Origin of the sequence: Nitrosopumilus piranensis (genome assembly GCF_000875775.1) — an archaeon.
Lineage (GTDB): Archaea > Thermoproteota > Nitrososphaeria > Nitrososphaerales > Nitrosopumilaceae > Nitrosopumilus > Nitrosopumilus piranensis.
Window position 1 is genome coordinate 195832 of sequence record NZ_CP010868.1, and the last position, 24105, is coordinate 219936.

General features: G+C 32.1%; 29 protein-coding genes. 16 read left to right on the plus strand and 13 right to left on the minus strand.

Going from position 1 to position 24105, the window contains the following annotated elements; translation table 11 throughout:
• Window positions 1-26: 26 nt before the first annotated feature.
• The 4 genes from NPIRD3C_RS01040 to NPIRD3C_RS01055 are packed head-to-tail and all read right to left on the minus strand — an operon-like array spanning window position 27 to window position 2845.
• Window positions 27-1430 carry an aspartate kinase gene (locus NPIRD3C_RS01040; RefSeq protein WP_148702441.1) on the minus strand — a complete coding sequence of 468 codons (1404 nt, stop codon included), beginning with the start codon at window positions 1428-1430 and terminating at the stop codon, window positions 27-29.
• Window positions 1431-1465: 35 nt separating this feature from the next.
• Entirely contained in the window at window positions 1466-2212 is a 747-nt protein-coding gene (gene pcn / locus NPIRD3C_RS01045; protein ID WP_148702442.1) for a proliferating cell nuclear antigen (pcna), read from the minus strand.
• Between the two features lie 34 nt (window positions 2213-2246).
• The gene (locus NPIRD3C_RS01050; protein WP_148702443.1) at window positions 2247-2564 is read right to left on the minus strand and encodes a transcription factor S; all 318 of its coding nucleotides are present in this window, start codon (window positions 2562-2564) and stop codon (window positions 2247-2249) included.
• Between the two features lie 2 nt (window positions 2565-2566).
• Window positions 2567-2845 (minus strand): RpoL/Rpb11 RNA polymerase subunit family protein, encoded by a 279-nt coding sequence (locus NPIRD3C_RS01055; protein WP_012216139.1) that lies wholly within the window; start codon window positions 2843-2845, stop codon window positions 2567-2569.
• Window positions 2846-2895: 50 nt separating this feature from the next.
• On the opposite strand from NPIRD3C_RS01055, the gene NPIRD3C_RS01060 reads away from it, so the two are divergent.
• The 3 genes from NPIRD3C_RS01060 to NPIRD3C_RS10555 are packed head-to-tail and all read left to right on the plus strand — an operon-like array spanning window position 2896 to window position 3772.
• Entirely contained in the window at window positions 2896-3432 is a 537-nt protein-coding gene (locus NPIRD3C_RS01060; protein ID WP_148702444.1) for a hypothetical protein, read from the plus strand.
• 30 nt (window positions 3433-3462) lie between these two features.
• Window positions 3463-3615 carry a hypothetical protein gene (locus NPIRD3C_RS10550; RefSeq protein ID WP_014964094.1) on the plus strand — a complete coding sequence of 51 codons (153 nt, stop codon included), beginning with the start codon at window positions 3463-3465 and terminating at the stop codon, window positions 3613-3615.
• Between the two features lie 10 nt (window positions 3616-3625).
• Window positions 3626-3772: a hypothetical protein gene (locus NPIRD3C_RS10555; RefSeq protein WP_182126222.1), complete on the plus strand. Its 147-nt coding sequence runs from the start codon at window positions 3626-3628 to the stop codon at window positions 3770-3772.
• Window position 3773: 1 nt separating this feature from the next.
• Here the strand turns inward: NPIRD3C_RS10555 and NPIRD3C_RS01065 are convergent, their stop codons facing one another.
• Window positions 3774-4268 carry a dual specificity protein phosphatase 23 gene (locus tag NPIRD3C_RS01065; RefSeq protein ID WP_148702445.1) on the minus strand — a complete coding sequence of 165 codons (495 nt, stop codon included), beginning with the start codon at window positions 4266-4268 and terminating at the stop codon, window positions 3774-3776.
• 49 nt (window positions 4269-4317) lie between these two features.
• Window positions 4318-4959, minus strand: a complete 642-nt coding sequence (locus NPIRD3C_RS01070; protein ID WP_148702446.1) for a cyclase family protein — start codon at window positions 4957-4959, stop codon at window positions 4318-4320.
• Between the two features lie 75 nt (window positions 4960-5034).
• On the opposite strand from NPIRD3C_RS01070, the gene NPIRD3C_RS01075 reads away from it, so the two are divergent.
• Window positions 5035-5292, plus strand: a complete 258-nt coding sequence (locus NPIRD3C_RS01075) for an Lrp/AsnC ligand binding domain-containing protein (protein WP_148702447.1) — start codon at window positions 5035-5037, stop codon at window positions 5290-5292.
• Here NPIRD3C_RS01075 and NPIRD3C_RS01080 read toward each other — a convergent pair.
• Window positions 5287-6435 carry an aminotransferase class V-fold PLP-dependent enzyme gene (locus NPIRD3C_RS01080; RefSeq protein ID WP_148702448.1) on the minus strand — a complete coding sequence of 383 codons (1149 nt, stop codon included), beginning with the start codon at window positions 6433-6435 and terminating at the stop codon, window positions 5287-5289. The genes NPIRD3C_RS01075 and NPIRD3C_RS01080 overlap by 6 nt on opposite strands.
• A 29-nt stretch (window positions 6436-6464) precedes the next feature.
• Between NPIRD3C_RS01080 and NPIRD3C_RS11055 the strand changes: the two genes are divergently transcribed.
• From NPIRD3C_RS11055 to NPIRD3C_RS01090, 3 genes are all read left to right on the plus strand, one after another.
• Entirely contained in the window at window positions 6465-6731 is a 267-nt protein-coding gene (locus NPIRD3C_RS11055; protein WP_342399201.1) for a hypothetical protein, read from the plus strand.
• Window positions 6716-7066: a hypothetical protein gene (locus NPIRD3C_RS11060; RefSeq protein ID WP_342399202.1), complete on the plus strand. Its 351-nt coding sequence runs from the start codon at window positions 6716-6718 to the stop codon at window positions 7064-7066. The genes NPIRD3C_RS11055 and NPIRD3C_RS11060 overlap by 16 nt, the downstream gene beginning before the upstream one ends.
• 127 nt (window positions 7067-7193) lie before the next feature.
• The gene (locus tag NPIRD3C_RS01090; RefSeq protein ID WP_012216147.1) at window positions 7194-7493 is read left to right on the plus strand and encodes an ATP-binding protein; all 300 of its coding nucleotides are present in this window, start codon (window positions 7194-7196) and stop codon (window positions 7491-7493) included.
• A gap of 32 nt (window positions 7494-7525) precedes the next feature.
• Here NPIRD3C_RS01090 and NPIRD3C_RS01095 read toward each other — a convergent pair whose 3' ends face one another.
• Window positions 7526-8521, minus strand: a complete 996-nt coding sequence (locus NPIRD3C_RS01095) for a cupredoxin domain-containing protein (RefSeq protein ID WP_148702449.1) — start codon at window positions 8519-8521, stop codon at window positions 7526-7528.
• Window positions 8522-8716: 195 nt separating this feature from the next.
• Here NPIRD3C_RS01095 and NPIRD3C_RS01100 point away from each other — a divergent pair, with 195 nt between their 5' ends.
• Entirely contained in the window at window positions 8717-10447 is a 1731-nt protein-coding gene (locus NPIRD3C_RS01100; RefSeq protein WP_237087742.1) for a HAMP domain-containing protein, read from the plus strand.
• A 26-nt stretch (window positions 10448-10473) separates the two neighbouring features.
• Here the strand turns inward: NPIRD3C_RS01100 and NPIRD3C_RS01105 are convergent, their stop codons facing one another.
• On the minus strand, window positions 10474-11625 hold the full coding sequence (locus NPIRD3C_RS01105) for a J domain-containing protein (protein ID WP_148702451.1): 1152 nt from the start codon (window positions 11623-11625) through the stop codon (window positions 10474-10476).
• Between the two features lie 99 nt (window positions 11626-11724).
• A complete protein-coding gene (locus tag NPIRD3C_RS01110) occupies window positions 11725-12147 on the minus strand; it encodes a universal stress protein (RefSeq protein WP_148702452.1) in 423 nt (140 codons plus the stop codon).
• A gap of 124 nt (window positions 12148-12271) precedes the next feature.
• Here NPIRD3C_RS01110 and NPIRD3C_RS01115 point away from each other — a divergent pair, with 124 nt between their 5' ends.
• Genes NPIRD3C_RS01115 through NPIRD3C_RS01125 form a run of 3 tightly spaced genes read left to right on the plus strand, consistent with a single transcriptional unit; the run spans window position 12272 to window position 15084 of the window.
• Entirely contained in the window at window positions 12272-13096 is an 825-nt protein-coding gene (locus tag NPIRD3C_RS01115; protein ID WP_148702453.1) for a CBS domain-containing protein, read from the plus strand.
• Between the two features lies 1 nt (window position 13097).
• On the plus strand, window positions 13098-13781 hold the full coding sequence (locus NPIRD3C_RS01120; protein WP_148702454.1) for a VIT1/CCC1 transporter family protein: 684 nt from the start codon (window positions 13098-13100) through the stop codon (window positions 13779-13781).
• A 7-nt stretch (window positions 13782-13788) separates the two neighbouring features.
• Window positions 13789-15084 (plus strand): APC family permease, encoded by a 1296-nt coding sequence (locus NPIRD3C_RS01125; RefSeq protein ID WP_148702455.1) that lies wholly within the window; start codon window positions 13789-13791, stop codon window positions 15082-15084.
• Here the strand turns inward: NPIRD3C_RS01125 and NPIRD3C_RS01130 are convergent.
• From NPIRD3C_RS01130 to NPIRD3C_RS01140, 3 genes are all read right to left on the minus strand, one after another.
• On the minus strand, window positions 15081-15737 hold the full coding sequence (locus NPIRD3C_RS01130) for a hypothetical protein (RefSeq protein ID WP_148702456.1): 657 nt from the start codon (window positions 15735-15737) through the stop codon (window positions 15081-15083). The genes NPIRD3C_RS01125 and NPIRD3C_RS01130 overlap by 4 nt on opposite strands.
• Before the next feature lie 85 nt (window positions 15738-15822).
• Entirely contained in the window at window positions 15823-17268 is a 1446-nt protein-coding gene (gene glnA, locus NPIRD3C_RS01135) for a type I glutamate--ammonia ligase (RefSeq protein ID WP_148702457.1), read from the minus strand.
• 77 nt (window positions 17269-17345) lie between these two features.
• Window positions 17346-18692 (minus strand): KamA family radical SAM protein, encoded by a 1347-nt coding sequence (locus tag NPIRD3C_RS01140; protein ID WP_148702458.1) that lies wholly within the window; start codon window positions 18690-18692, stop codon window positions 17346-17348.
• Between the two features lie 148 nt (window positions 18693-18840).
• On the opposite strand from NPIRD3C_RS01140, the gene NPIRD3C_RS01145 reads away from it, so the two are divergent.
• From NPIRD3C_RS01145 to NPIRD3C_RS01165, 5 genes are read left to right on the plus strand one after another with little or no spacing between them, the layout of a single operon-like run.
• A complete protein-coding gene (locus NPIRD3C_RS01145) occupies window positions 18841-20622 on the plus strand; it encodes a mechanosensitive ion channel family protein (RefSeq protein WP_148702459.1) in 1782 nt (593 codons plus the stop codon).
• A gap of 42 nt (window positions 20623-20664) precedes the next feature.
• Window positions 20665-21540 (plus strand): ribose-phosphate diphosphokinase, encoded by an 876-nt coding sequence (locus tag NPIRD3C_RS01150; protein ID WP_148702460.1) that lies wholly within the window; start codon window positions 20665-20667, stop codon window positions 21538-21540.
• Window positions 21540-22487 (plus strand): TRM11 family SAM-dependent methyltransferase, encoded by a 948-nt coding sequence (locus tag NPIRD3C_RS01155; RefSeq protein WP_148702461.1) that lies wholly within the window; start codon window positions 21540-21542, stop codon window positions 22485-22487. Before NPIRD3C_RS01150 ends, NPIRD3C_RS01155 begins: the two co-directional genes overlap by 1 nt.
• On the plus strand, window positions 22484-23383 hold the full coding sequence (gene rnz / locus NPIRD3C_RS01160) for a ribonuclease Z (RefSeq protein ID WP_148702462.1): 900 nt from the start codon (window positions 22484-22486) through the stop codon (window positions 23381-23383). Before NPIRD3C_RS01155 ends, rnz begins: the two co-directional genes overlap by 4 nt.
• Entirely contained in the window at window positions 23383-24105 is a 723-nt protein-coding gene (locus tag NPIRD3C_RS01165) for an SIR2 family NAD-dependent protein deacylase (RefSeq protein WP_148704076.1), read from the plus strand. Before rnz ends, NPIRD3C_RS01165 begins: the two co-directional genes overlap by 1 nt.

Consider the following 24105-nt stretch of genomic DNA (forward strand, 5'->3'; position numbering starts at 1 on the left):
AGATTATTCCCTTAAATGATTTTGTCTTAATTGACTTTGTTTAATGCAAATGCATTATGTAATGCACGAACAGCTGCATTTGTATCAGAATTTTTAACAACAAATGCAAGATTTAGTTCAGATGAACCTTGAGTAATCATTGATACGTTTACTTTGTTTTTCTCAATTGCACCAAAAACTTTAGAGGCGACTCCTACAGTTCCACGCATTCCTGAACCAATTAATGCAATTATTGCTACATTTGTTGTCACTTCTAATTTTTTAATAATTTTTCCCAAAAGTTCCATTTCTAGTGAGCTCACAGCTTTATCAAGATCTGCATTCTTTACCACAATGGTTATACTAGACTCAGAAGGATTTTGAGATATCATCATAACATTAATTCCAGCTTTTGCTAATGTCGCAAAAATTTTTGCAGCAGTGCCAGGTGTTCCAACCATACTTCCACCTCGAATATCGATTAACCCATTGTTTCTAACATTACTAACACACTTTACAGTGTTTTTTACAGATGATGAGGGGGAAGCTGTTACTAGAGTTCCTTCATTTTTTAAATTAAATGAGCTTCTGATCTTCATTGGAATTTTCTTTGATAATAGAGGCTCAAATGTGCGTGGATGTATCTGCTTTGCACCAAATAATGCCATCTCGATTGCTTCAATATAGGAAACCTCTTTGAGTAATTTTGCATTCTTGACTATTTTTGGATCTGCAGTCATTAGACCATCTACATCACTCATTAACCAAATTTCATCTGCCTTTATGCAAGTGCCAATAATGGTTGCAGAATAATCAGAACCGCCCCTTCCAAAAGTAGTAATGTGTCCATGTTGATCTGCTCCAACAAAACCTCCAACTACAGGTACTATTTTTTTGGCAAATAGATTATCAACTGTTTTTGAGACTCTTAATCTAGTTGTATCAATTAGGGGTTTAGACTCACCAAAGTTAGAATCAGTAACAATTCCCACTTCTTTTCCAGTCAGAGGTACTGATTTCTTACCTGAATCACTAATTGTCATTGAAACTAATTTTATGGACAATCTTTCTCCAAATGAGAAAAGATAATCCATTGTTCTAGGTGTTACTTCTCCTAGTAACACCATACCATCAATTAATGCCATTAGTTCTGTAAAATCCTCATCAAAATTTTTTAATAATTTCTTTCGTAAATCAGATTTTTTAATTGTCTGTTTTGCTAGTTGTTTGTGACGATTAGTTATTTTTGATGCAAGTTGTTCAGCTTTTGATTTATTTTCTTTTTTTATTGATTCTGATATGTCTATTAGATCATCTGTTGTTCCACTTGTTGCAGAACACACAACTACAATCTCATTTTTCTTTGATAAAGTGTTTATATGATTAGCTACTGCCCTGATATCTTTTGCAGATGAAATGGATGTTCCACCATATTTTATTACAAGTCTCAATTCAAAATACCTGAATTAGTTAATCTTTAAATGCTTTAACTTTCCACACGTGGAGCTAAGTAAAAGTGAATTCTACCGATATTGGCTACTTTGAATTCAATTCTAAGGGGTTTTGCGCTTGAAAACTCACATGTAATAACGCCTGCAGTATTTCCTACTGCTTTGACTACAGGATTTAGATATTCTAGACTGTATGTTCCAACACTATCTTCTTTAGAAGAAATCTCTTCAATATCTTCATCGTCTTTATCCAAATCAATAACAACTTCGCCAGAGTCTCCTTTTCCTGAAAAATCTCCTTTAGAGTCAGATGTGTGTATTGTCAAATAATCAGATACAACTTGAACATCACCTAAAATCTTATCAAACTTTGATGAAGATAACATGATTTTAGAATCATAAGGAATTTTTGGAAGTGGTGTATCTGTTGCAGAGCTTTCAATTAGTCGCATTTTGTATTTTTTATTTTTTCCAACAGTAACAAGTAACATGTTTTGCTCAGAAATACTAATTTCTATACTATCTTTTTTGTCTGCTCTTTTGATAAGTTTTGAGAATTCATCTATTCTTACTCCAAATTTTATGTCACTATCACACTCATATTTTTCAAATGCAGAATTTGGCCATGAAATATCTATTAAAGCAACATGAGATGGATCCATTCCTCTAAAAGAAATTCCTTCAGCTGTTGCAACAAATGTTGCTTCTTCAACAAGTGTTGAAATTGCAGAAATGATTGCCTTGAGATCATCAGAACCATTTGTTTTTGCTCCAAAAGTCAAATCAATTTTGTTGACTTTATGTTCCAGTTAAACGTTATGCGTAATTACGCCAAGTATTCTTACATTTTATACAACGATAGAATTGTGTTGTTGGTTCATCTGCACTTCTTGTCTGAAGCATCCACCAAACTGCTTCATCATGTCCACATTTTTCGCATTCAATTTTAATTGTTGGATGAGATTCTTCTCCTTCATTTCCTTCAAAAGCTAAAATAGCTTCTTCATGTTCCTGGTTTTCAATAATTTTTTTGGTCTGTTTTTCTTCTTGTCCTTCTGTGTAACCACATTTTGAGCATTGAAGGCCGGAAGTACCTTTTTTTAATTTGACCTCACATTTGGGGCAAAACTTCAATTCTAATTTACCTTAAGTTTTGAATTAAATAATTGCTTGAACTCATCTGCCATTTTTATTGCTGAATCTGTAGCTTTCTTTATTTCACCTAGTGGTTTTGAACTAGAATTAATTCTCATCCAACATTCGTTAGTAAGTGGATGTTTTACAATGACACCTGCAAAATCAATATTTGATTCTTTTAGAAGCTCATGTTGAATTAGATATAAAATTCCTATATCGGTTTCAGTGATTGAAAGGTTGATTTCTTTGGCTTCTGAACTGATCACTTGTGCGTTCATGTATTCAGAAAAAGCACTTATTGCGGATATAAATCATTATGAGAGTAGAAATGGGCGAAAGTAGGATTTCAGACATAGAATTGGTAAAAACCAAGGATGAATACTCTTCAGATGAAAATATTGAGATAAATGTTCAATTTTCAGTTGAAGGTGGCTTAAGAGACGCATTTAATGAGACAAATTGGACCAAAGCATACAACAACAATGATGTTTCATTCAAAATGAAATATGGTGTTAAATTGACTACAGGTGGGTTTAGGAAAAAAGAACTGGGTAGAACAATTGATACCTATAGAAAGGCATCCATATTTTGGACAAGAAATCCTAAACTTGTCAATCCTATGAAAGATAGAAGAATTTGGGTTCAAGTAGCCAAAAATTTTGAGCCATTCATTAGACTCTCAGAAGAAGAAGTAAGACAGGAATTATTTGACTTTGATGAAAAATTTGTTTTCAAGGCTGAAGATTTGGGAAAAGGCACACACAAAATTAGTGCTGAGGCATTTGCATCATGGCAAAAACATGATTATACAGAACCAGGAAGTGTCAAGAATAATTCCAGAGATATTGAAATCAAAATCAATTAGGGATATAAGGAACTTTTTGATGGAATTAACATGGCAAAATATGATGGTCTGTTAGGACAACCAATTCTTGAAGTTGAAGATCCTGATAAGGAAGGAGGAATTACCTTTATCTTTAAAGACAACAGATTCCTGTTCATCAAAGCAAATGACGGGAAAATCGAGACCGTATCAATTCCAGAATAGGTGAATATGAATGGGAAAATATGATGCAATCAAAATGTTAGAACTTGTAAAGGTAGAAGATCCTGATTCAGATGGTGGACTTACCATGATTTTTCAAGAAAATAAAACTTTGAAAATCAAAATTGTCGATGGAAAATTAGTTGCAGACTTTGTTTAAACTAATTTTTTACATGTTTTTCATAAAAACCAATAGCTAATTCTTGTACTTCAGATTGAATAGAACCGGGTCTTTCTGTACGAATTTTTTGAATAGCTTCTTTGGCTGAGAATTTTTTGTATTTGACAAAATAACATGCAAGTATAGTTCCTGCTCTTCCCATTCCAGCTGCACAATGAACCATAACTGATTGATCATTTGTAATTTGTTCATGAATAAAATCAACTACAGAATCTATTTTTTCCATATCAGGAGCTGTAAAATCAGGAGTTGGCACATGAAGATAATCTATGTTTTGTATCCAGTTTTGTGGGAGAGCATTTTCAGTCATTGTTACAATTGATTTTACACCTTGATTTACAATCCAATCAAATTCATCAAAACTTGTAGGCATGCCTGAACCTGCTAATTTTTCTTCAATCAACCATGAAAAGTTTGTAGGTTTTTTTGTAATTTTTCCATGAACTTTCCTCCAAAGATTACCAGGTTTACTCATGATAGATATCACTACCTACCATATTTTTAGCATTACGAAATGACATAATTTAAAATGCTATTGCCCTTACAGGTGAGCCTGTTGCATCTTTTAGTTTCAGCGGAAGAATTGTAAAGTTAAATTCATTTGATGAAATTTTATTCAAGTTTGCCAAGTTTTCTACTATCAATATATTATTTTTAGATAAGATATGATGAACACTAAATGATTCATCTTGTCCAAGATCTATACTAGGCGAATCAATTCCAACAAGGTTTATTTTTTTTTGTGCAAGATATTTAGCAGCTGACGATTCTAATCCAGGATTTTCTGTAAAGTAGTTATTTTTTTTGAGATTTTTCTGCCAACCAGTAAAAAAGAAAACAGATGATTTGTCAGGGATCTTTCCATTTTTTTTCTCAGATTGGAGAATTTCAGATTTTGTGATAGGAGAATTTTTTGGTTTTTTTAGTCTGATCAGTATAGCTTTGCTCATTAATCTATAAAGGGGAATTTGGTCGATTTTGATGCCATTTTTAACAAAATGAAATGGTGCATCAAGATGGGTTCCAGTATGGGAGCTAAGGAATAAAAGCTCAAGATTATACCCATCTTCTTTTAGACTAGACCAAAAAATGAACTGTGGTTTTGGGGAACCAGGAAAACTTGGAATAGATTTTGATATTGTAAGTGTGAGATCTATAGGTTTCACATTAATAATATCAAGTGCTGATTAATCAATTTTTGAATTATGAAAAGTTAAATACTGTTTGATTAAAAATTTCGTGTGACCACTGCGTACGTTCTACTAAATTCTGATTTAGGATCAGATGAATCAATCATCAATGAAGTAAAGCAAATTCTTACAGAAGAAGATGTGACTTATGAAGTTCAGGGGGTATACGGGGTATACGACATCGTCTTAAAATTATCCTCAGATGATGCTGAAAAACTGCGTTCAATTATTACCAATAGGGTTAGAAAAATTACAAAAGTTCAATCTACATTAACTATGATGGTTATAGAAGAACAAGAGAATCTATAGATTCTTTATCGCATCAATTACTGATAGAATTTCCGATTCAGTGTTAAAGAAATGGGGTGATGCTCGTACAATCTTTTGTTCCATGATTTCTCTTACAGCCAAGATTATGTTTTGTTTTTCAAGTCTATCAACTAGTTCTTCTGAATCAATTCCATTGATGTTAAAAGATACAATACTGGTTCTAGAATCAGGATCTTCAGGACCATATAAAATAATTTTTGGTAGTTTAGATAGTTCTTCTCTAAGAAGATTTGACAGGTATTGATTTTTTTTACGAATATTTTCTAGTCCAAAGTTTAGCAAGTAATTTACAGATGATTCTAATCCAACAATTCCAACATAATTTCTAAATCCAGTTTGGAATTTATCAGGAAGTTCTTTGAATGCAAGATTTGTATCATCATAGATAATTGCAGATTCTCCACCTATAGTTTTTGGTTCTAGTAGATCACTTGATTTTCTATTACAATAAAACAAGCCAGTACCCATAGGACCACATAACCATTTTGAACCATTGAAAGACATGAAATTGCAATTCATTTTAGAAACATCAACATCAATGCACCCTACAGTTTGTGCGCTATCAACAAAAAGAGGTACTTTATCATCTAGAATTTTTATTATTTTGTCCATTGGTAAAATTGAACCAGTATTGTATAATGCATGACTTAGCGCAACCAATTTTGTATGATCATCAACAAATGATTCCAAATCTTCAAGTTTGAAAAGACCATCTTTGTCAATAGGGAGATTTTTTATAGAAATTTTTTCTTTTAATTTTAGCCATGGATAGAAATTTGAATGGTGTTCATGTGTCATTCCTCGAATAATTATATTTGATTTTTCATCAAATGAAAGGCCATTTGCAACAATGTTGATTCCATCAGTTGTGCTCTGAGTTAAAACAACTTCATCAGGTTGGCATGAAATAATTTTTGCTATTATTTTTCTCATATTCCTTAGTTTTTCAGTAACAAATGGTTCTGATTCCTTTGAATCAGGACCTATGGAATTGTATGAAATTAGAAATTCTCTCATTGCTTCAATACTTTGAGCAGGCATTAAAGAAACAGATGCATTGTTTAGGTAGATTTTACCTGAATTTGGAAAATCATCTGAAATATCTTTTGAGACTAAATTCATTATTATATCTGTAAAATGCTAAATGATTGTTGGATAAAAATCCTGACCAGATTCTAGATAGCAAATTAATTCACATTCAAAATGAATTTCGAGAAAAAATTCCTAGCATAGTACTTTGTTCAGAACCTTTTCACAAAGCAGAATTTCTCAAAAAGTTAATTGATTCTATTGAAAGTCCAATAATTTTTGTAGATATGGATTTACTTTATACTGGATATGTCGAGTCAGGAATTATTCAGAAAAGAAATAATGTAACAATTTTTCATCCAACAAAAGAAAATTGGAAGAAAAATTAGCAGAAATAATTTCAAAAATATCAAAAGAAAAATTTTTTGTAATTATTGATTCATTTAACGGAGTCTACAATATGTTTGATGATTTAGAATCTGCAATATTCATTAATTCATGTGTAATGTTGCTCTCCTCATTAGGAAAAAGAGTAGAGTCATCTGTTCTAATTACTGGCATGGCAAGGAAAAAAGAAAATGAAGGTTGGATTCTTACGCCAGGAGGCAAACAAATCCTAAGATCTGCAAAAACAGGAGTTTATTTTCTAAAGAAGATTAAAAATAACTTGGTTATTCATTCTATAAACAAAGAAAATGAAGATTCAAAAATTTTCAAATTCTAGAACAAATACTAGATTTTGTATAAAGTGCGATCAAAAATTCAAACGGTGTTATAAAATTTCAAACGCCGTTATAACATGATATTTTTAGGCAAATTATATTAATGCCAAATCAAGATTCTATTTTGTTATGCCAGTAGGAATTATTCCAGACATAAGCGAACAAATGTGTATCGGATGCGCACTATGTGTAGAAATCTGTACAACACTTGGTCCAGATGTCCTTAGAGTAAAACCAGTTGAAGGCTGGAAGAGAGGTAAAGCATTTGTCTTCTACCCAGAAAGATGTATTTCTGATGGTGCATGCATCGGTGTATGCCCAACAAAAGCAATCTTTTGGATGAGACCAATGGACTTTACTGTTGGACAACCAGTTCCACTCCACAAAGATTCAGTCTTCGTCAAAGGTTGGACCGAATTAATCGATTAGATTAGTTCAACTTTTAATTTCTTTTTCTTATTTTAGACTTTAACAGCACCAGACTTGGTTTTTGACACATCTGGTTTCTTCTTTAACCAAAATAGTGCAACAATAAACATTACAGCTGGAACAAGTATAATGAAAATCATCAATTCATAATATGTGGTCAATCTTTGTGCAGGTTTGATATGATATGTTTCATGAGATGTTTTTTCAGGATTAGCATAAACTGCAGCAGTAAAATCTACTGATCTTTGTTCTTTACTTTGTACATCACCAAATACAGTTACGCTTTCTTCAGCTAAAAGTGAAGGGGTTTGAATACCTTCAATTCTAACAATAATTGAACCAGGATCGGTAAAAACAAAATTTCTGTAATCTCCACCTATCTGACTTAGCCCTTCATCTCGAAAAATTTCGTGTCCATTTTGGAAAATCACAAAATTATACTTCATCTCTGCAAGATTAGAGTTTGTTTGAGGATCATAGAATTGGTATACAAATTGAATTTTTTCATGTGTTTTAATTACTGGAGGATCCCATGCCAGATTAACTTCAATAGCTCCATCTGGAGTATATTGTAAGAGAGGAAATTTGATTTCTTTTCCTGTTGCATCATGAGGGTAATCAGGAATTTTTTCTTCAACAATTATCATTCCATCCATCCACGGATGAATTGTACAAAAATATGAAAAGTTTCCTGATTCTTCAAATTGATATGACCAAGATTCTCCTGGAAGAAATCTACCACTATCAAATATCCCATCAGGTTTTCCAAGATCTCTATTATCCATCCAACCAAATCTTCCTGGTCCATCACCACTAGTTACAGTATGGGCTTCTCTATCATCATTATACCAGGTTATAGTATCTCCAACTATCACATTGATTAATGGTGGATCATACCAAACTTCTGCCGGTGTATTTAGTTCAGGATTGTATGCTCCAAAGGGAATATCAATAATGTATTCCTCAGCATAAGCAGAAGATGTTGAGCCTAAAATAGCAAGAATTGAAAGCAGTATTAGAAATTTCATATTTAAAAAAAGTGTAAAATTCATAATTAAATGCTGAAGGTTATTTTCATTCATAGTAGTAATTATCAACTTGAAGAATTACTTGTAAACGTAATATACTTAGAAATACTAGAAGCCTTGATATTTACATAAAATTAACATAGAACGAAATTGTCAATCTCATTTAATCTAGATAAAAAACTCATTTTGTTGGTAATGATTGTGTCCGTAATTGGATTAACAATTACAGGATTTTTTAGTTTTAATTATGCTGATCAAATTCTAAAACAGAGAACAGGAGATCAATTATTTGGTGAATCCACAGTACGTGGGGAAACTCTGAGATTGCTTTTTGAATCAAGAATTGAACAAAATCAAATTCTAGCAAATGATCCTATGATTCAATTTTTGATTACTGAGATGAATAACGTTCCAGAAATACAACTTAAAGCTGTTAAAGAGGAAAAACGTAGGGATTTTCTAATTCAGGTGCAGGCATTTCAGAAACTTATCGGATTTTCAATTGGATTTGAAGACGTCAAGATAATTGGCAAAAATGGGAGTATCTTTTTCTCACTTTCAGGAATATCTAATCAAGATTATTCTCAAGATGAGTATTTTCAAAGAGGACTAAAGGAATCTTTTGTTGATTTTGAACCCTCAGAATCTGGTAAAAAAATGATTGTTGTATCTCCTGTTTATGTATCAGATAGTAAGATTGGAGATGAACCAATAGGAGTCATTATCTCTAGAATGAGAACTGCTGCAATTGATAATATTTTGCTTAATAGAAGTGGATTAGGCGAAACAGGTGAAGTATACATTGTCAATGATGACTTTGTAATGCTATCTGAATCCCGATTTTTTGAAAATGCTGTATTTCAGCAAAGAGTGGATACTTTAGCTGTGCAAAAATGCTTCAATCAAGGAGAAGAAAATCTAGGATTTTATCCTGATTATAGAGGAATTCCCATTTACGGTTCATCTTATTGTGCTAAAGATTTAGGAATTGTTTTGCTTGCAGAAATTGATGAAGGTGAAGTAGAAAAACCAATAGAAATTCTTCAAGATAGAATAATGCTAACAGGTATAGCCATAACTGCTGTAATGGGAATTGTAGCTTTTGTTATGTCAAAATCATTATCAAGACCACTAATCAAATTGAAAAGTGCTGCAAATAAAATTGCTGATGGTAATTTTGATGTCAGAACCAATATCAGAACAAGAGATGAGATAGGAGAACTGTCTAATGCATTTGATTCAATGGCACAAAAACTACAGGAATCATTAATTGAAATTAAAGAAAAAGAGGAAGTCATCAAACAGCTTGAGGGAGACACGTTGTTAAAATTTTCACAGCATGTAGAAAATGATTGTGTAGGAGTAATTGACATGGCAGATTCTACTAGAATATCATCAAAACTATCAGATGAGGATATTACAAAACTATATGAGATATTTTTAAATTTTATGGCAAAAATTGTTCTTAAACACAAAGGTGAAGTCATTAAAAATATTGGAGATGCATTGATGTTTAGATTTGCAAATGTTGATACTAATGATTCTACATCAGTACAAAATATTTTAGAATGTTGTTTATCTATGGTTGAATCTTATGGAAGATTACAAGAACAATTACAAAAAGAGGATTTACCTAGATTAGATTACAAGATTAGTTTAACGTATGGTCCTGTGAAGGTAGCTGAAAGTATTACCTCTAAAATTAGCGATATTTTTGGTCCCACAGTAAATCGATGTTTTAAAATTAATTCATTATGCCCCAAAAACAGCTTGGTAGTTGATCAAAACATCTATAATATTTTTAAAGATTTTTCAGAATACGAGTTTACAGAATTATGTATAATTGAATTAAAACAGAAATATGGTTACAATATTTTTGAGGTTAGAAGAAAAAAATTAGATGATTTTGGGACAGAATCTAGCTAAATTTTGTAATATTGCAGGTAATCTGATTAGTTTTTAAATCCAAATCTTGATGCCCAACCTGATTTCTGTTTTTTTGTTGGTTTTTTTGAGAGATTATCTAGCATTTCATATGTGATGGTAAATCCATGACCAACCATGGTTGCATCACTTGCATAATTTTCTTTGTTAGATACAAATTCGTCAGCTAAATCTTTGATTTTTTTAGTTTTAAGATCAAATAATCTGATTTTCTTACCATTTTCTAATTCAATTTTTGCATCACCGCTTAATCCTTGAATGGAAAAATTTTCAAAAAATCGAATTGAACCACCTTCTTTTAGTTTTATAATTGAATCATAGGTAAATTTGTCTCCATAAAATAGAATTTCACGTGCAGAGATTATTACATCATCTTCTATATTTAGAACAATTACTGTGTCAGCATTTAGCGATACAGTATTAACTACATTTTCAGCAACAATTTTACCATTTGGAGCAGAAACTTCAGTTCTGTGTTCTAGAATTTTATATACACCAACTTTTCCCTCAGGATCCTCAACTCTAAATTTTCTACCAAAAATATTTCCTACTACAACATTTCCATTATCAACAGTAATTTTTGCTCCGTTTTCAATTTTGTATTTGTTTTCTATGGGATCAACAAATTTGAAATCTCCTTTTCTAAGATGAATATTTGTTTGATATTCCTTAGTCCAGGATGGACTGGTAATACTTCCCTGCATAGTAATTGGGCCATCATATGTTAAACTACCAGCCATGAAATTTCCTTTAATTGACAAGGCACCATTAGCTTTTCTTTCCAATTCAATTTCACCAAGAGTTTTTGATCCAAACAGTCTTGAAGCAGTTGAATTTGCTCTGTTATGTGCTGCTGCCCATTCTTCAGCGGCTTTCATTTCTTTAGACAATTGTTGTCCTAGAATCTGATTTTTCCTTCTTACATCAGCCTCAGATTCATCAGAATATACTCTTGAGTTTTTTATTTTTTCAATGTCTGTTTCAGGATATTTTTTACCAATTTTTAGATCTTCATATGCTTGTTTAATTTTTATAAATTGCTCGTTTTCTCCACCACGATCAGAATGATATTGTAAAGCTAATCTTCTAAATGCATCACGAATTTCTTTTTCACTAGTTCCTTCAACAATTCCTAAAATATCATAATTACTTTCAACCATATCTTACATTATCCAAATAATTTTTCATGATTCCTATACTTTTAGGTTATTACATTTACAGGATATCAAGTATGTGAAAATAAAAAATGGTAAAAAATACTATTTCACAACTAAGACAGGAATCTTGGTTTTGTGCATAACATAATTTGATGTGCTACCAAGAAATGCTTCTTTTGCACCACCCATGCCCCTTGCACCAATTACAATCATGTCAAATTTTCCTTTTTGAGCATATTTGACAATCTCAGTTCCAGTATGGCCACCGCCAGTATGATACTTGAATTTGGCACCAGCATTTTGGGTTTTTTTCATTGCAGGACCAATGGCTTTTACAGCCTTTTTTTGAGCCTCGTCTTTCATTTTTTGTGTGTATTTGATTCCTGCAGCAAGAGGCAAGTGAAATACATAGAAGCCAGTAATTTCGGCACCACTTCCTTTTGCAATCTCAATTGCTCTGTCTAAGCCACGAGTAGCGTTTGCAGAACCATCAAGTGGAACAAGAATTTTTGCAAACTTTGCCATGTCTGAATGTTTCATCCATAGAATATAAAAATAGGCAATATTTCCAAAGTTGAGATTAGAAATTATAATCAGAATTGGAAATTATCTCCGTAGTTTTTATACAAAAAATCTTGTAAGTTAAAAATTGACAATTGCTTCAATTTCAAATAAACCGATCTCAATTATTAAAAATTCTACAATTTCTGATGCAATCAAAATGTTGCTAGACACAAAAATTAGCAGATTAATTGTTAATGATGGTGGAAAACATATTGGCATAATTACTGAAAAAGACATAGGGCTGTTTTTGTTTTCAGAAACAACAAGGAGAGGATTAGAAGAAATTCCAGTTACAGAGATTATGAATCCAATTGAATTTGTTGAACAAGATATTATTCCTGAAAATGCTGCAAAGATAATGATTGAAAAAGGTATTAGCTCATTAGCGATAGGAGAAAAACAAGAAGTAAAAGCAATTGTAACAAAAAGTGATCTTGTAAGATATTTTGTTGAAAAATTATCTGGAAAAAACAAAGTTGTTGATTTTATGACTCATGATTATGAATATACCCATACTGCCGCACCATTGTATAAGGTTGTAAGGAAGATGTTAGAAAAAAAGATCTCAAGGATTATTGTAAAAAATCAACAAGAAGAACCAGTAGGGGTAATTTCATTTAGAGATTTATTTAGAATATCAATTGAGCTTGGTAGTGAAGATGATTTTTCAGGCACAAATTTTGATAATGTTAGACGTGGATTTCTATCCGAAGAAGGATTTGGGGATATTTCATTAGCTAGAGATGTGATGAGTAAGGGACTAATCACTATCAAATTTAATGAAGATTTAGGAAAAGCTTGTAATGTATTATTAGAGAATAACGTTAGTGGTTTAGTTGTTCTTGATGGAAACAACAGTATTGCAGGAATAATTAGTAAAAGTGATGTAACTAAAGCAATAATAACATAACATGAAGTGGCATTTTGATGATTTTGTTTATGGCTCTATTGATGGGGCAGTTACGACTTTTGCAATAGTTGCAAGTGTTGTAGGAGCTGGATTATCTCCCGGAATTATTTTGATTTTAGGATTTGCAAATTTGTTTGCAGATGGATTTTCAATGGCAGCAGCAAATTATCAGGCATCAAAAGCCAGAAATGAGTTTATTCAAATGAAAAGAAAACAAGAGGAATGGGAAATTGACAATTTAGAAGAGCAGGAAAGAGATGAGATCAGAGACATTTACAGAGAAAAAGGATTCAAAGATGAATTGTTAGAAGAAGTTGTAAGAATTATCACATCTAGAAGAAAAGTTTGGTTGGATACCATGATGAAGGAGGAGTTAGGGTTAATTGAAGACAAAAAGAATCCTTTAGATAGTTCTTTTAGTACATTTTTTGGGTTTAATGTAATTGGATTAATTCCATTAATACCATTTATGATCTTCATTATTGTCGGAGTTGAAGCAAATTCGGAGGCATTTGTATATTCCATCATTTCAGTAAGTATCGCATTTTTTATGGTAGGGATGATAAAAGGAAAAATTGTAAAAAGATCAAAAGTTCGTTCAGGAACCTATACGTTAATCATAGGTGGAACAGCAGCATTTGTTGCTTATTTGGTAGGATACGGATTAAATTCTCTGATAAATTAGGAAAGCGATGTCTGAACTAAAGCGACACATGGGACTTTTTCACCTTACCATGTATGGTGTAGGATTAATTCTAGGTGCAGGAATCTATGTCTTAATTGGAGAAGCTGCAGGATTTGCAGGTAATTCAATGTGGGTTTCTTTTTTGTTAGGTGCAGTTGTTGCAATTTTTGCAGGATTAAGTTATGCAGAGTTATCAGCTTTATACCCAAAAGCTGCTGCAGAATATACATTTGTAAAAAATGCATTCAAGAATAATTTTTTTGGTTTTATTATAGGATGGTTAACAGCAATTACATCAATTATAGTTGCTGCTACTGTTTCACTAGGATTTGGCGGATATCTAACTCAGTTTATTGATTTACCAATTACAATTGGAGCGATTTTTCTAATCATAATTTTATCGGTTGTAAATTTTATAGGAATAAAAGAATCTGCATGGGCAAATACTATTTTTGCATTGGTTACTGCAGCAGGACTTGTTCTTATTATTTTTCTTGGTTTTTCAATAGAACCAGTTGAAACAATTAATTATTTTGAAACACCAAGTGGCATGACAGGTATAATTCTAGCATTTGTTTTGATTTTCTTTGCATTTATTGGGTTTGAAGATATGGCAAATGTTGCAGAAGAGGTTCGGAGACCCCAAAAGACAATTCCGAGGGCTATAGTTTTATCAGTTGTAATTACTGGAATAATCTACGTACTAGTTTCCTTATCAGCAGTACGAATTCTAAATTGGGAAGAGTTAGCATTATCATCTGCACCATTAGCTGATGTAGCTCATGCTGCTTTGGGCCCAAATGGTAGTTTTACTTTATCTCTAATTGCTCTTTTTGCAACTGCAAGTACTGTTCTAATTACACTAGTTGCAGGTGCCAGAATCCTGTATGGAATGGCAAAAAGTAACTCATTGCCACGATTTTTTGCCAGAATTCATCCCAAAACAAATACACCATGGATTGCAGTAATAGGAATTTTAGTCACATCAATTGGTTTTGCCTTTGTTGGAGATATTGTAATTATAGCAAATATTGTAGTTTTTGCAGTAGTCATTACATTTGCAGCAATTAATTTGGCAGTAATTGTTCTACGATATACAGAACCAGTACTAAAAAGACCATTCAAAGTTCCAGTCAATATTGGTAAATTTCCAATTTTACCATTATTTGGATTTGTAACTACTGTTTACATGGCATTACAATTTGAAATTGAGGTTGTTCTTGTAGGATTAGCCATTATAGGAATTGGAGCAATTTTGTATTTTGTTTTAAAAAGAAGAAATAGTTTTGTAGAGTCAGATTAGTTGTTTTTAGATTTTGTAAGCGCAATAATTGCAATTACTATTGCTATTATACCAACACCAATTCCTGCATAACCTACATCCATTTGTTGTCTTGTTTCTTCTAGATTACTGACAGAGTCCTTTAGATTTCCAATATTTTCAATGAGCGCAGTATGTCCATCAATCATTTGTTGTACAGTAATATCAGAAGGTTCAGGAAATTCAATGTATGCTCGTTCTGCAACTTTTGGTGGATGCATTGATAAACTAATTGGAGTGTCTTCAATGGCGCCCAACACATTTGCTTGATAAAATCCTGATACAGTTGGGTTAACAAATGCATAATATTTTCCAGGAATGTCATGATCAGGTGAAAGTGGTAGTGTAATCATTTCATCTTTGTAAATTAATTGCATCTTTAGAGTTTTTTTTAATCCTTCAATTCCATTTTGAAATTGTTGCGATTCTGCACATTTTCTTGGTTCTGAAATTTCAGGACATGGTATTAGAGGACTAGCATAGAATTCAATGGCATTAGTATCACCAGAAACAACTGGTTCATTCATCCAGCCAATCTCTACCCGATATTCCCCCACAGCATCAATAGTGTGCCCATATGCGACACTAATCATACCTGGAATAACTAGCAATAGAAGTAAAATGCTTAGTTTCATACTAAAAAAATCTAATTTGATATTAAAAATGTTATATCATATTTCTTAAAATGAATTTTAATCATAAATTCGATATTTGTACCAATCAGGCATCAGCATACATTGAAACTTCCCATGCAGTAGGAGTTTGGGCAAATGCAACATATTCTTTGTATTTTAATTCAGAATAGACATCAAGAAAATCTTTTGTGAAAACATCTTCAAGGAATTTTGAATCAGATGACAAAGAATCAAGAGCTCCCTTTAATGAGACAGGTAATGAACCAATTTTGTATTCTCTTTTCTTTTCTGGAGAGAGTTTGTAGACATTTTCTTCAATTGGATCACCAGGATCAATTTTATTTTTAATTCCATCCAAGCCTGCAAGCAATAATGCAGCTTCTAGAAGATAGATGTTTGCAGTAGGATCAGGAACTCTGTATTCAAGCCTCTTACTTTTTTCTTGGTTTCGATTATACATTGGAACCCTTATTGCAGCTGATCTATTACCCAATCCCCAACAAACATTGACTGGTGCCTCAAATCCAGGAACTAGACGTTTGTATGAATTTGTTGTAGGATTTGAAATTGCACATAATGCTGATGCATGACTCAAAATTCCTCCAATGTAATATCTTCCAGTCTGACTCATTTGTGCTTGTTCATCATCTTTATCATACATTACATTTGATTTGCCATTCCACAAGCTTTGGTGAGTATGCATAGCTGATGCATTATCACCAAAAATTGGTTTTGGCATAAATGTTGCAACCTTATTTTTTCGTTTAGCTTTTACTTTAACTAAATTTTTCACTCCAATCACATGATCAGCCATCTGAATCATTTCATCATATTCAAGATTAATTTCACATTGACCAGAAGTTGCAACTTCATGATGTTCAGCCTCTATCCTAATTCCAAAATAGTTATACAAATCATCACATACATCTTTTCTAAATCCCTCAAGAGTATCCTTAGGTTGAGATGGATAGTATCCTTCTTTGATATCTATAGCAGTACTTACATTTCCTTTAGCCCATGGAGATTCTTTAGATTCAATAGAATAACCAGAGCCTCCATACGAATGTGTTGCAGCATATGGAGATGGGTAAACATTGATAGTATCGAATACAAAAAATTCTATTTCTGGACCCCAATTTGTATGGGTAAATCCAAACTCTTTGAGTTTCTTTGATGCCTTGTATGCAATACCTCTTGAATCCCTATTGTATCTTGAGCTTTCATCTGTACTTCCATCATACAAATCACAAAATATTCTAGCATTTTTTCTATTTCCAGGATCATAATCAGATGGAAGAATTTTAAATGAAGTGGGATCAGGCATTAAAATCATATCAGAATTATTTACAGATTTGAATCCAACAATTGAGCTTGCATCTAATTTTTCAAGACCGTTTACAAAGCTATTTTTATCAATTGCATAGCTCGGCATTCCAACATTATGCAGTTCACCAAAAATATCAACAAACCAAAAATCAATAAATGAAATTTTTTCATCTTTGATAGTTTGTAATACTTGATCTGCGTTCAACGATATTTTTAGAAAATCAATTTACTAATGTTATCAAGTAAGATAGATTTGTCAAGATGGTCAGGTAAATTATAAAATTAACTGCTTTTTGATGCTTTGATGGCATTTAATTCATCTTCAAAGAAGAATTTTTCACCAAATGCAGGTTTTAGATCATCTAACCAAATTGCATTTTCATCATATTTTGCAAAAAATGACTCTTTAACCCAATCTGGGTTTCGTCCTTGTAAAAATCTCAAAACCAGTAATTTTTGACCATTAAATTCCGTAGTTCCAACAACTTGAACTTTTCCAGGAGTTGCTGACATGCTAGGTCCACGAACAGTTCTTCCTAGTCCACTAACAGAAGAATATGCTTGACTGAAAATTTCATATGCTCTAACAAGTGGAATTCCAAAGTAATGTTGAGCTCCTGTATCTCTTACTACAAACATGTAGTATGGTATACAGCCTAACTGAACTTGTTTAGTCCACATTTTTGCCCACATTTTTGCATCATCATTGATATGAGCTAAAAGTGGAGATTGTGTTCTGATCTGAGCGCCTGTGTCTCTTACCGCTTTAATTGCAGATTTTACAGCATCAGTTGATAGTTCGTTTAGATGATTAAAGTGTGCCATAAATGCAAGATGTAATCCACTATCAGTAATCTTTCTAAAAACATCTAACATTTCTTCAGAATCAGAATCAGTCAAGAATTTGTAAGGCCAATAAGAAAGAGCTTTTGTTCCAATTCTAATTGTTTTAAGATTTGGTAGTTTTGATTCGATTAAAGCATCCACATATTTTGAAAACATCTTTGCTTTCATAATCATTGGATCACCACCAGTAAAGAGAACATCTGAAATCTCTGGATGCTCTGAAACATATTGAACAAGTTGCTCTCCTTCTTGCATAGCAAATTTCATTTCATCCATACCAACAAATTGTGGCCATCTAAAACAAAAACTACAGTACGCATGACAAGTTTGACTTTGACTTGGGAAGAACAAACAAGTTTCTTTGTATTTATGTTGCATACCATACAACTTTGTTCCATCTTTTAGAGTTGGAACATTTAGTTCCATTTGTCCTGCAGGATGAGGATTAAGTTGTAAACGAATTTCGTTAGCGATATTTGCAATTTCTTTTTTATCAGAATTATTTTTTAATGCATTTTCCATTTTTGAATAATGTTCAGGTTTTAGCATACCTTTTTGAGGAAATGTTAGTACATACATTGGATCAGTAGGAACATTATCCCAATCAATTAATTGCTCAACAACATAGTTGTTTGCCTTAAATGGTAAAACATTTCCTACTACTTCCATTTCAAATCGAGTTTCTTCAGAAAGTTTTTCAATTTGTGGGAGAGTACGAAAATTAGATAGTGTGTATGATTTTAGCGAGGGCGATTCATCCCAAACAGATTCTTGATAGGTCACTTAGTAAGTAATACACATTCCATTGTTAAAGGTTACACGTCAATTACGCACAAAATTTTCAAATTTGGTGAAAAATCAATCAAATTTTTATCAAAAATGATAATATGGGTTAAACTTTCTATTCTACGAATAGGAGATTAAGAGATACATGGCTGAAGAGATTATTGATGCAGTTGCAGGGCAAACTAATGAATTTCAGAGTGTAACTGAATTAATTGCGTCTTCTGAGGCTCTTCAAGCAGCATTTTTTGTGTTAATTGTTGGAATTATAGCAATTGTTTCAGTTTATCGCGTTTTTTCAAAATGGGTAAGATCTCAAAAATTTTACTATGTCAGACCACATCTTTCTAGATTTATTCAAGTAGGAGTATTACCATTTTTTGCTATAATTCTAATTACAACTATGAATTTCTATATACAGTCTTTTGATATTTTTGAAGAAGCAAAGATAGAGTTAGAAGAGGTTATCCAAGATGCAGAAGAATCAATAGAAAGTATTGATAGATTAAGTCCTGCAGAGACATTTGCGAAAATACTTAACAGCATTAACATTTTGGTAATAGGCTATTCAATAGCTCATCTGATTCCAATAGCACTTAACAAACGACAAAAATCAACTGAAGAAAAAGAAGATTTTGAAGCATGGAAAGAGATGAGAGGATTCAAAGATGATGATGGAGATTTATTTCATAAACTTTTCAGATGGGTTCCACCTGTAAATACTCCTGAAGATATTTCTGAAGAAGATTTTAAAAAACACTTAGAAACTGATGAGGGGAGAAAATTTCTTGAAGAGTTTAGGACAACTAAAGGATTGCCTATTGGGAGTTATGAAGAACTTGTAAAAAATCCATTTGAAGAATGGAAAGAAGCTGAAAGAAAAAAATATCAAGATTACTTTAAGAAATGCGTTTCAGGACATAATCAATCAGGGAAAAAACTAAAAACTGGACAAGAAGATGAAGAAATTTATCCTATAGACACATGGAGAGAAGAAAAAAGACTAAACGGATATGATCCAATTATTCCAGGTGGAAGACCTCCTGGATATGCAACAAGAAAGAGAAAAAATCTTCCAAAATCAATTTCACAGATTTTACCTCTAGGGATTTTTGTTGCCGTAATTGTTGGCATTATTAGTTGGTGGGGAGTAGATCTTATTGTACTTGCTACTGCCACAGGAGGACTAGCAATTGGAATTGGTTTAGCATTGCAAGAAACAATGCAGAACTATTTTGCATATATTTTGATTCGCAAAGATAAGATATTTTCTGAAGGAGAGAGAATATTGTTAGATACAGGATATAATGGGTATGTCCACAAAATTACGCCTAGAGTAACCTATATCAGAAATGCACTAAACGAATCTTTTGCAGTAATTCCCACAAGACAATTAGTAAATTCTCAGATTATCAACTATTCAAAAGAGATCAAGATGGTACCTGCAATAGTAGAAGTAGGTGTTTCATATCTTAATGATCCTAAACAAGTTGCAGCAATTCTTGTTAAAGTTGGAAAGCGCGGGATGAAAGAGATAGTAGATGATAAACAAAGACACCTCGTTGTACAATTAAGATGTCCATATCTCGATGAAAACAAACCAAGTTGTGGATGTGATAAGGATATTCATGTAGATATAGCTCAGCCAGTTGTAAGATTTAATCAATTCAATGATTCATCATTAGATTTTTCATTATGGCTTTATGTAAGAGATTATGGGGCTCAATTCAAGGCTAAAACTGAAATGAGAATGATCATGTATGAAGAATTCAAAAAATATGATATTAGAATTCCATGGCCAATTAGAACTGTATATCAAGGAGATGAAAAACGTGAACAAGAGGAAATTGATAGGCTTACAGAACAAAGAAAGGGAGTTATTGATGAATATGGTGTTGGTGATATTGGTCGCGGCAGTGGAGAAGACTAATCTTCTCAAAACTTAAGAATCCCTACAGATCACAATTTCTTGTTGACAAAATTATCAGTAATATGTGGAAAAGCATCAGAAGATTTGGGGGGAAAATTAGCAAAAAAAGTAAATGCAAATCTAGTGAAATCAGACGTAAGAGTTTTTCCTGATGGAGAGAGCAAGATCACATTGAAAGGAAACATATCAAAAATAAAATCAGTTGTAGTACAATCATTTTATCCACCCGTTGATACCAATCTAATTCAAGCATTATCAATGATTTCAAAAGTTAAAGAAACATCATCTGAAGTGATTGCTGTGATTCCATATATGGGATATGCAAGACAAGATAGAGAATTTTTGCCAGGTGAAGTAATCACAATGAAGGTTTTAGCAAAATTATTCAAAGGTGCAGGAGCATCAAAAATTATTGCAGTAGACATTCACAGTCTAATTGGGCTTAAACATTTTACGATAAAAACAAAAAATATCTCAGCAATTCCAGATTTAGCCATATATTTTAAGAAATTGAGCCTAAAAAATCCATTAATTGTTTCGCCTGATCAAGGTGGAAAAGAGAGAGCAAAAGAATTTGCAAAACAGATGGAAATAGACTACATTGCTCTAGATAAAAAGAGAGATAGAAAAACAGGAAAAGTAGAGATTAAAACTAAAAAGGTAGATGTAGTTGGAAGAGATCTAATTTTAGTTGATGACATGATAAGTACAGGTGGCAGTATAATTAATGCAACAAAATTTCTGAAAAAAGAAAAGTGTGGCAGAGTATTTGTTGCATGTACTCATGCTCTTTTAATGAATGATGCTGGAAAAAAAATAAAAAAATCAGGAGTCACTAAGATTGTAAGTACAAATACAATTCCTGGAAAAACATCAATAGTTGATGTATCAAATACAATTGCAAAGGCAATAGTATAATGCCAGAAAGTTTTTTTGTATTATCTAAAGATCAATTAGAAATTGCAATAGATGAAATTATTGCAATAGCTAAAACTTTTGATAGATTTTCTAAAGTTAAAGTTATTTCTAATTTAGTAGTAATTCAATCAAAAACTAACTGGTATGAAATTTCAAAACGAGCATCATTTGTTAAAGTATCAGGGCAAATATTACGAAAAATGTCAGGACTATTCTTAGATGAAGAAAATTTTGAAATATTAAAAAATGCCAAAACTTTTGTTTGTAGAATTATTAACCTGTCTTCAAATCAGTTCAATATTCCAGAATTAGAGAATTCTATGGGAGATATGATATCAAAATTCTCTAACGCTAAAGTCAAACTTGAAAATCCAGATATTACAGTATACCTAATTTTTACTAAAAAAGAGAACTTTTTTGGATTCTCAAAAAGATTCAAAGAAAAAAAGAGGCCAAGAAAAGCAATAACTCAACCACATGAATTAGACTGGAAATTGACAAGGGCAATGATTAATCTAATTGGGTTAAAAGAAGGAGAAACTGTATGTGATCCGTTTTGTGGAACAGGTACAACGCTTTTAGAAGCAGAATCGATGGGAATTCATGCAATTGGATTAGATTTTGATAAGAAGATGGTAGAAATTACTAAAAAAAATCTTAAAGAAAATGGATACAAATCACAAGTAATTCATTCAGATTTTCAAGAAATCAAGAACATATCTGAAAAATTTGATGGTGTTGTTACTGATTTTCCATACGGAAAAACATCAAAAACATCAGAAAAACCTGAAGAAATTATAAAGAAATTTGTGGCTATAATGCCAAAAAGAAAGAAGATGGCTATTATGTACAAAAAAGAATTTGGAGACAATCTGAAACTAAGAGGATTAAAAAAATATCAGATCTATAGGCATAAAAGCTTGACAAGGACAATTTTGATTAAATGAAACTTGTATTTCTGGGAACATCAGCTGCTCAACCCACGGAAAATAGAGGTTTGTCATGTATTTGTCTTGAAAGAGAAGGAGAGATTCTTATGTTTGATGCCGGTGAAGCTGCACAAATTTCCTATATGAAATCAGGATTAGGATGGAATAAAAAAATGAAAATTTTTGTAACACATCTTCATGGAGATCATTGTGTAGGAATTCTAGGGTTATTACAAACAATGTCTATGCAAAATAGAACTGAAACATTAGAAATTTTTGGACCAAGTGGAATCGAAGAATTCATTGCTGCAAATATCAAAGTATTAAATTTTGGATTATCATTTCCAGTTTTAATAAATACAATAAAAGATGAAAAAATTTTTGAAAATGAGAAATTTTCAATACGAGCATGTAAAGCAAATCATTCAATTGTTGCATACTCATATTTATTTGAAGAAAAAGACAAACCAGGAAGGTTTAATGTTAAAAAAGCTAAGGAATTAGGCATACCTGAAGGAGATTTATGGAATAAATTACAAAATGGAAAGGAGATCATAATTAATGAAAAGACAATAAAGCCAGAACAAGTTTTAGGTGAAAAACGTCGTGGTAAAAAAATAGGCATTTCAGGAGATACAATGCCTACACAAGAATTAGAAAAATTTTTTGAAGAGTGTGATTATCTTGTTTTTGATTCTACATTTCTTGATACAGAAAAACAGAAAGCTCAGGACACATGTCATTCAACTGCAAAACAGGCAGCAACATTAGGAAAGAATGCAAACGTGAGGAATCTTATTCTCACACATTTTTCTGCCAGATACAAAGATGAGGTTGAACATTTGAATGAAGCAAAAGAAATTCATAATTCTGTTATAACTGCTAGAGATCTTCTAGAAATTGAAATTAAATGATGTTTGATTCAATAAAAGACCAAATTAGAGATGTAAAGAAAATTGTTTTTGTTACCGGTGCAGGAATTTCACAAGAAAGTGGAATTCCAACATTTAGGGGTAAGGATGGGTTATGGAGAAATTATGATGCTATGAAATTAGCCACGATTAATGCATTTTATGATAATCCAAAACTAGTTTGGGAGTGGTATAATGAAAGAAGAAAGAATATTTTTTCAGCACATCCAAATGAAGGTCATAAAGCAATAGCAGACCTAGAAAAATATGTTGATGTTGTAATTTTAACACAAAATATTGATGGACTGCATCAAAAGGCTGGAAGTACTCAAGTACTAGAGTTACATGGCAGTATTGTAAAAATAAAGTGTACTGTTTGTGATTTCAAGGATGAGATAATGACTGATTTTTCTGATAGTCCTCCATTATGCAAGTGTGGAAATATTCTCAGGCCAGATGTTGTTTGGTTTGGAGAATCCCTGCCACAAGATGTTTGGCAAGAAGCAATAATTCATGCAAATCAATGTGACTTGATGGTAATTGCCGGCACATCACTTGTAGTGTCTCCTGCAAATACACTGCCAATATATGCAAAACAAAATAATGCATTGTTAATAGAAGTTAATCCAGAAGATACTGAAATGTCATTGGAGATGGATCTTGCTATAAGAAATACTAGTGCAAATACATTACCAAAACTAATCTCATTGTTTAGAGAAAATTAG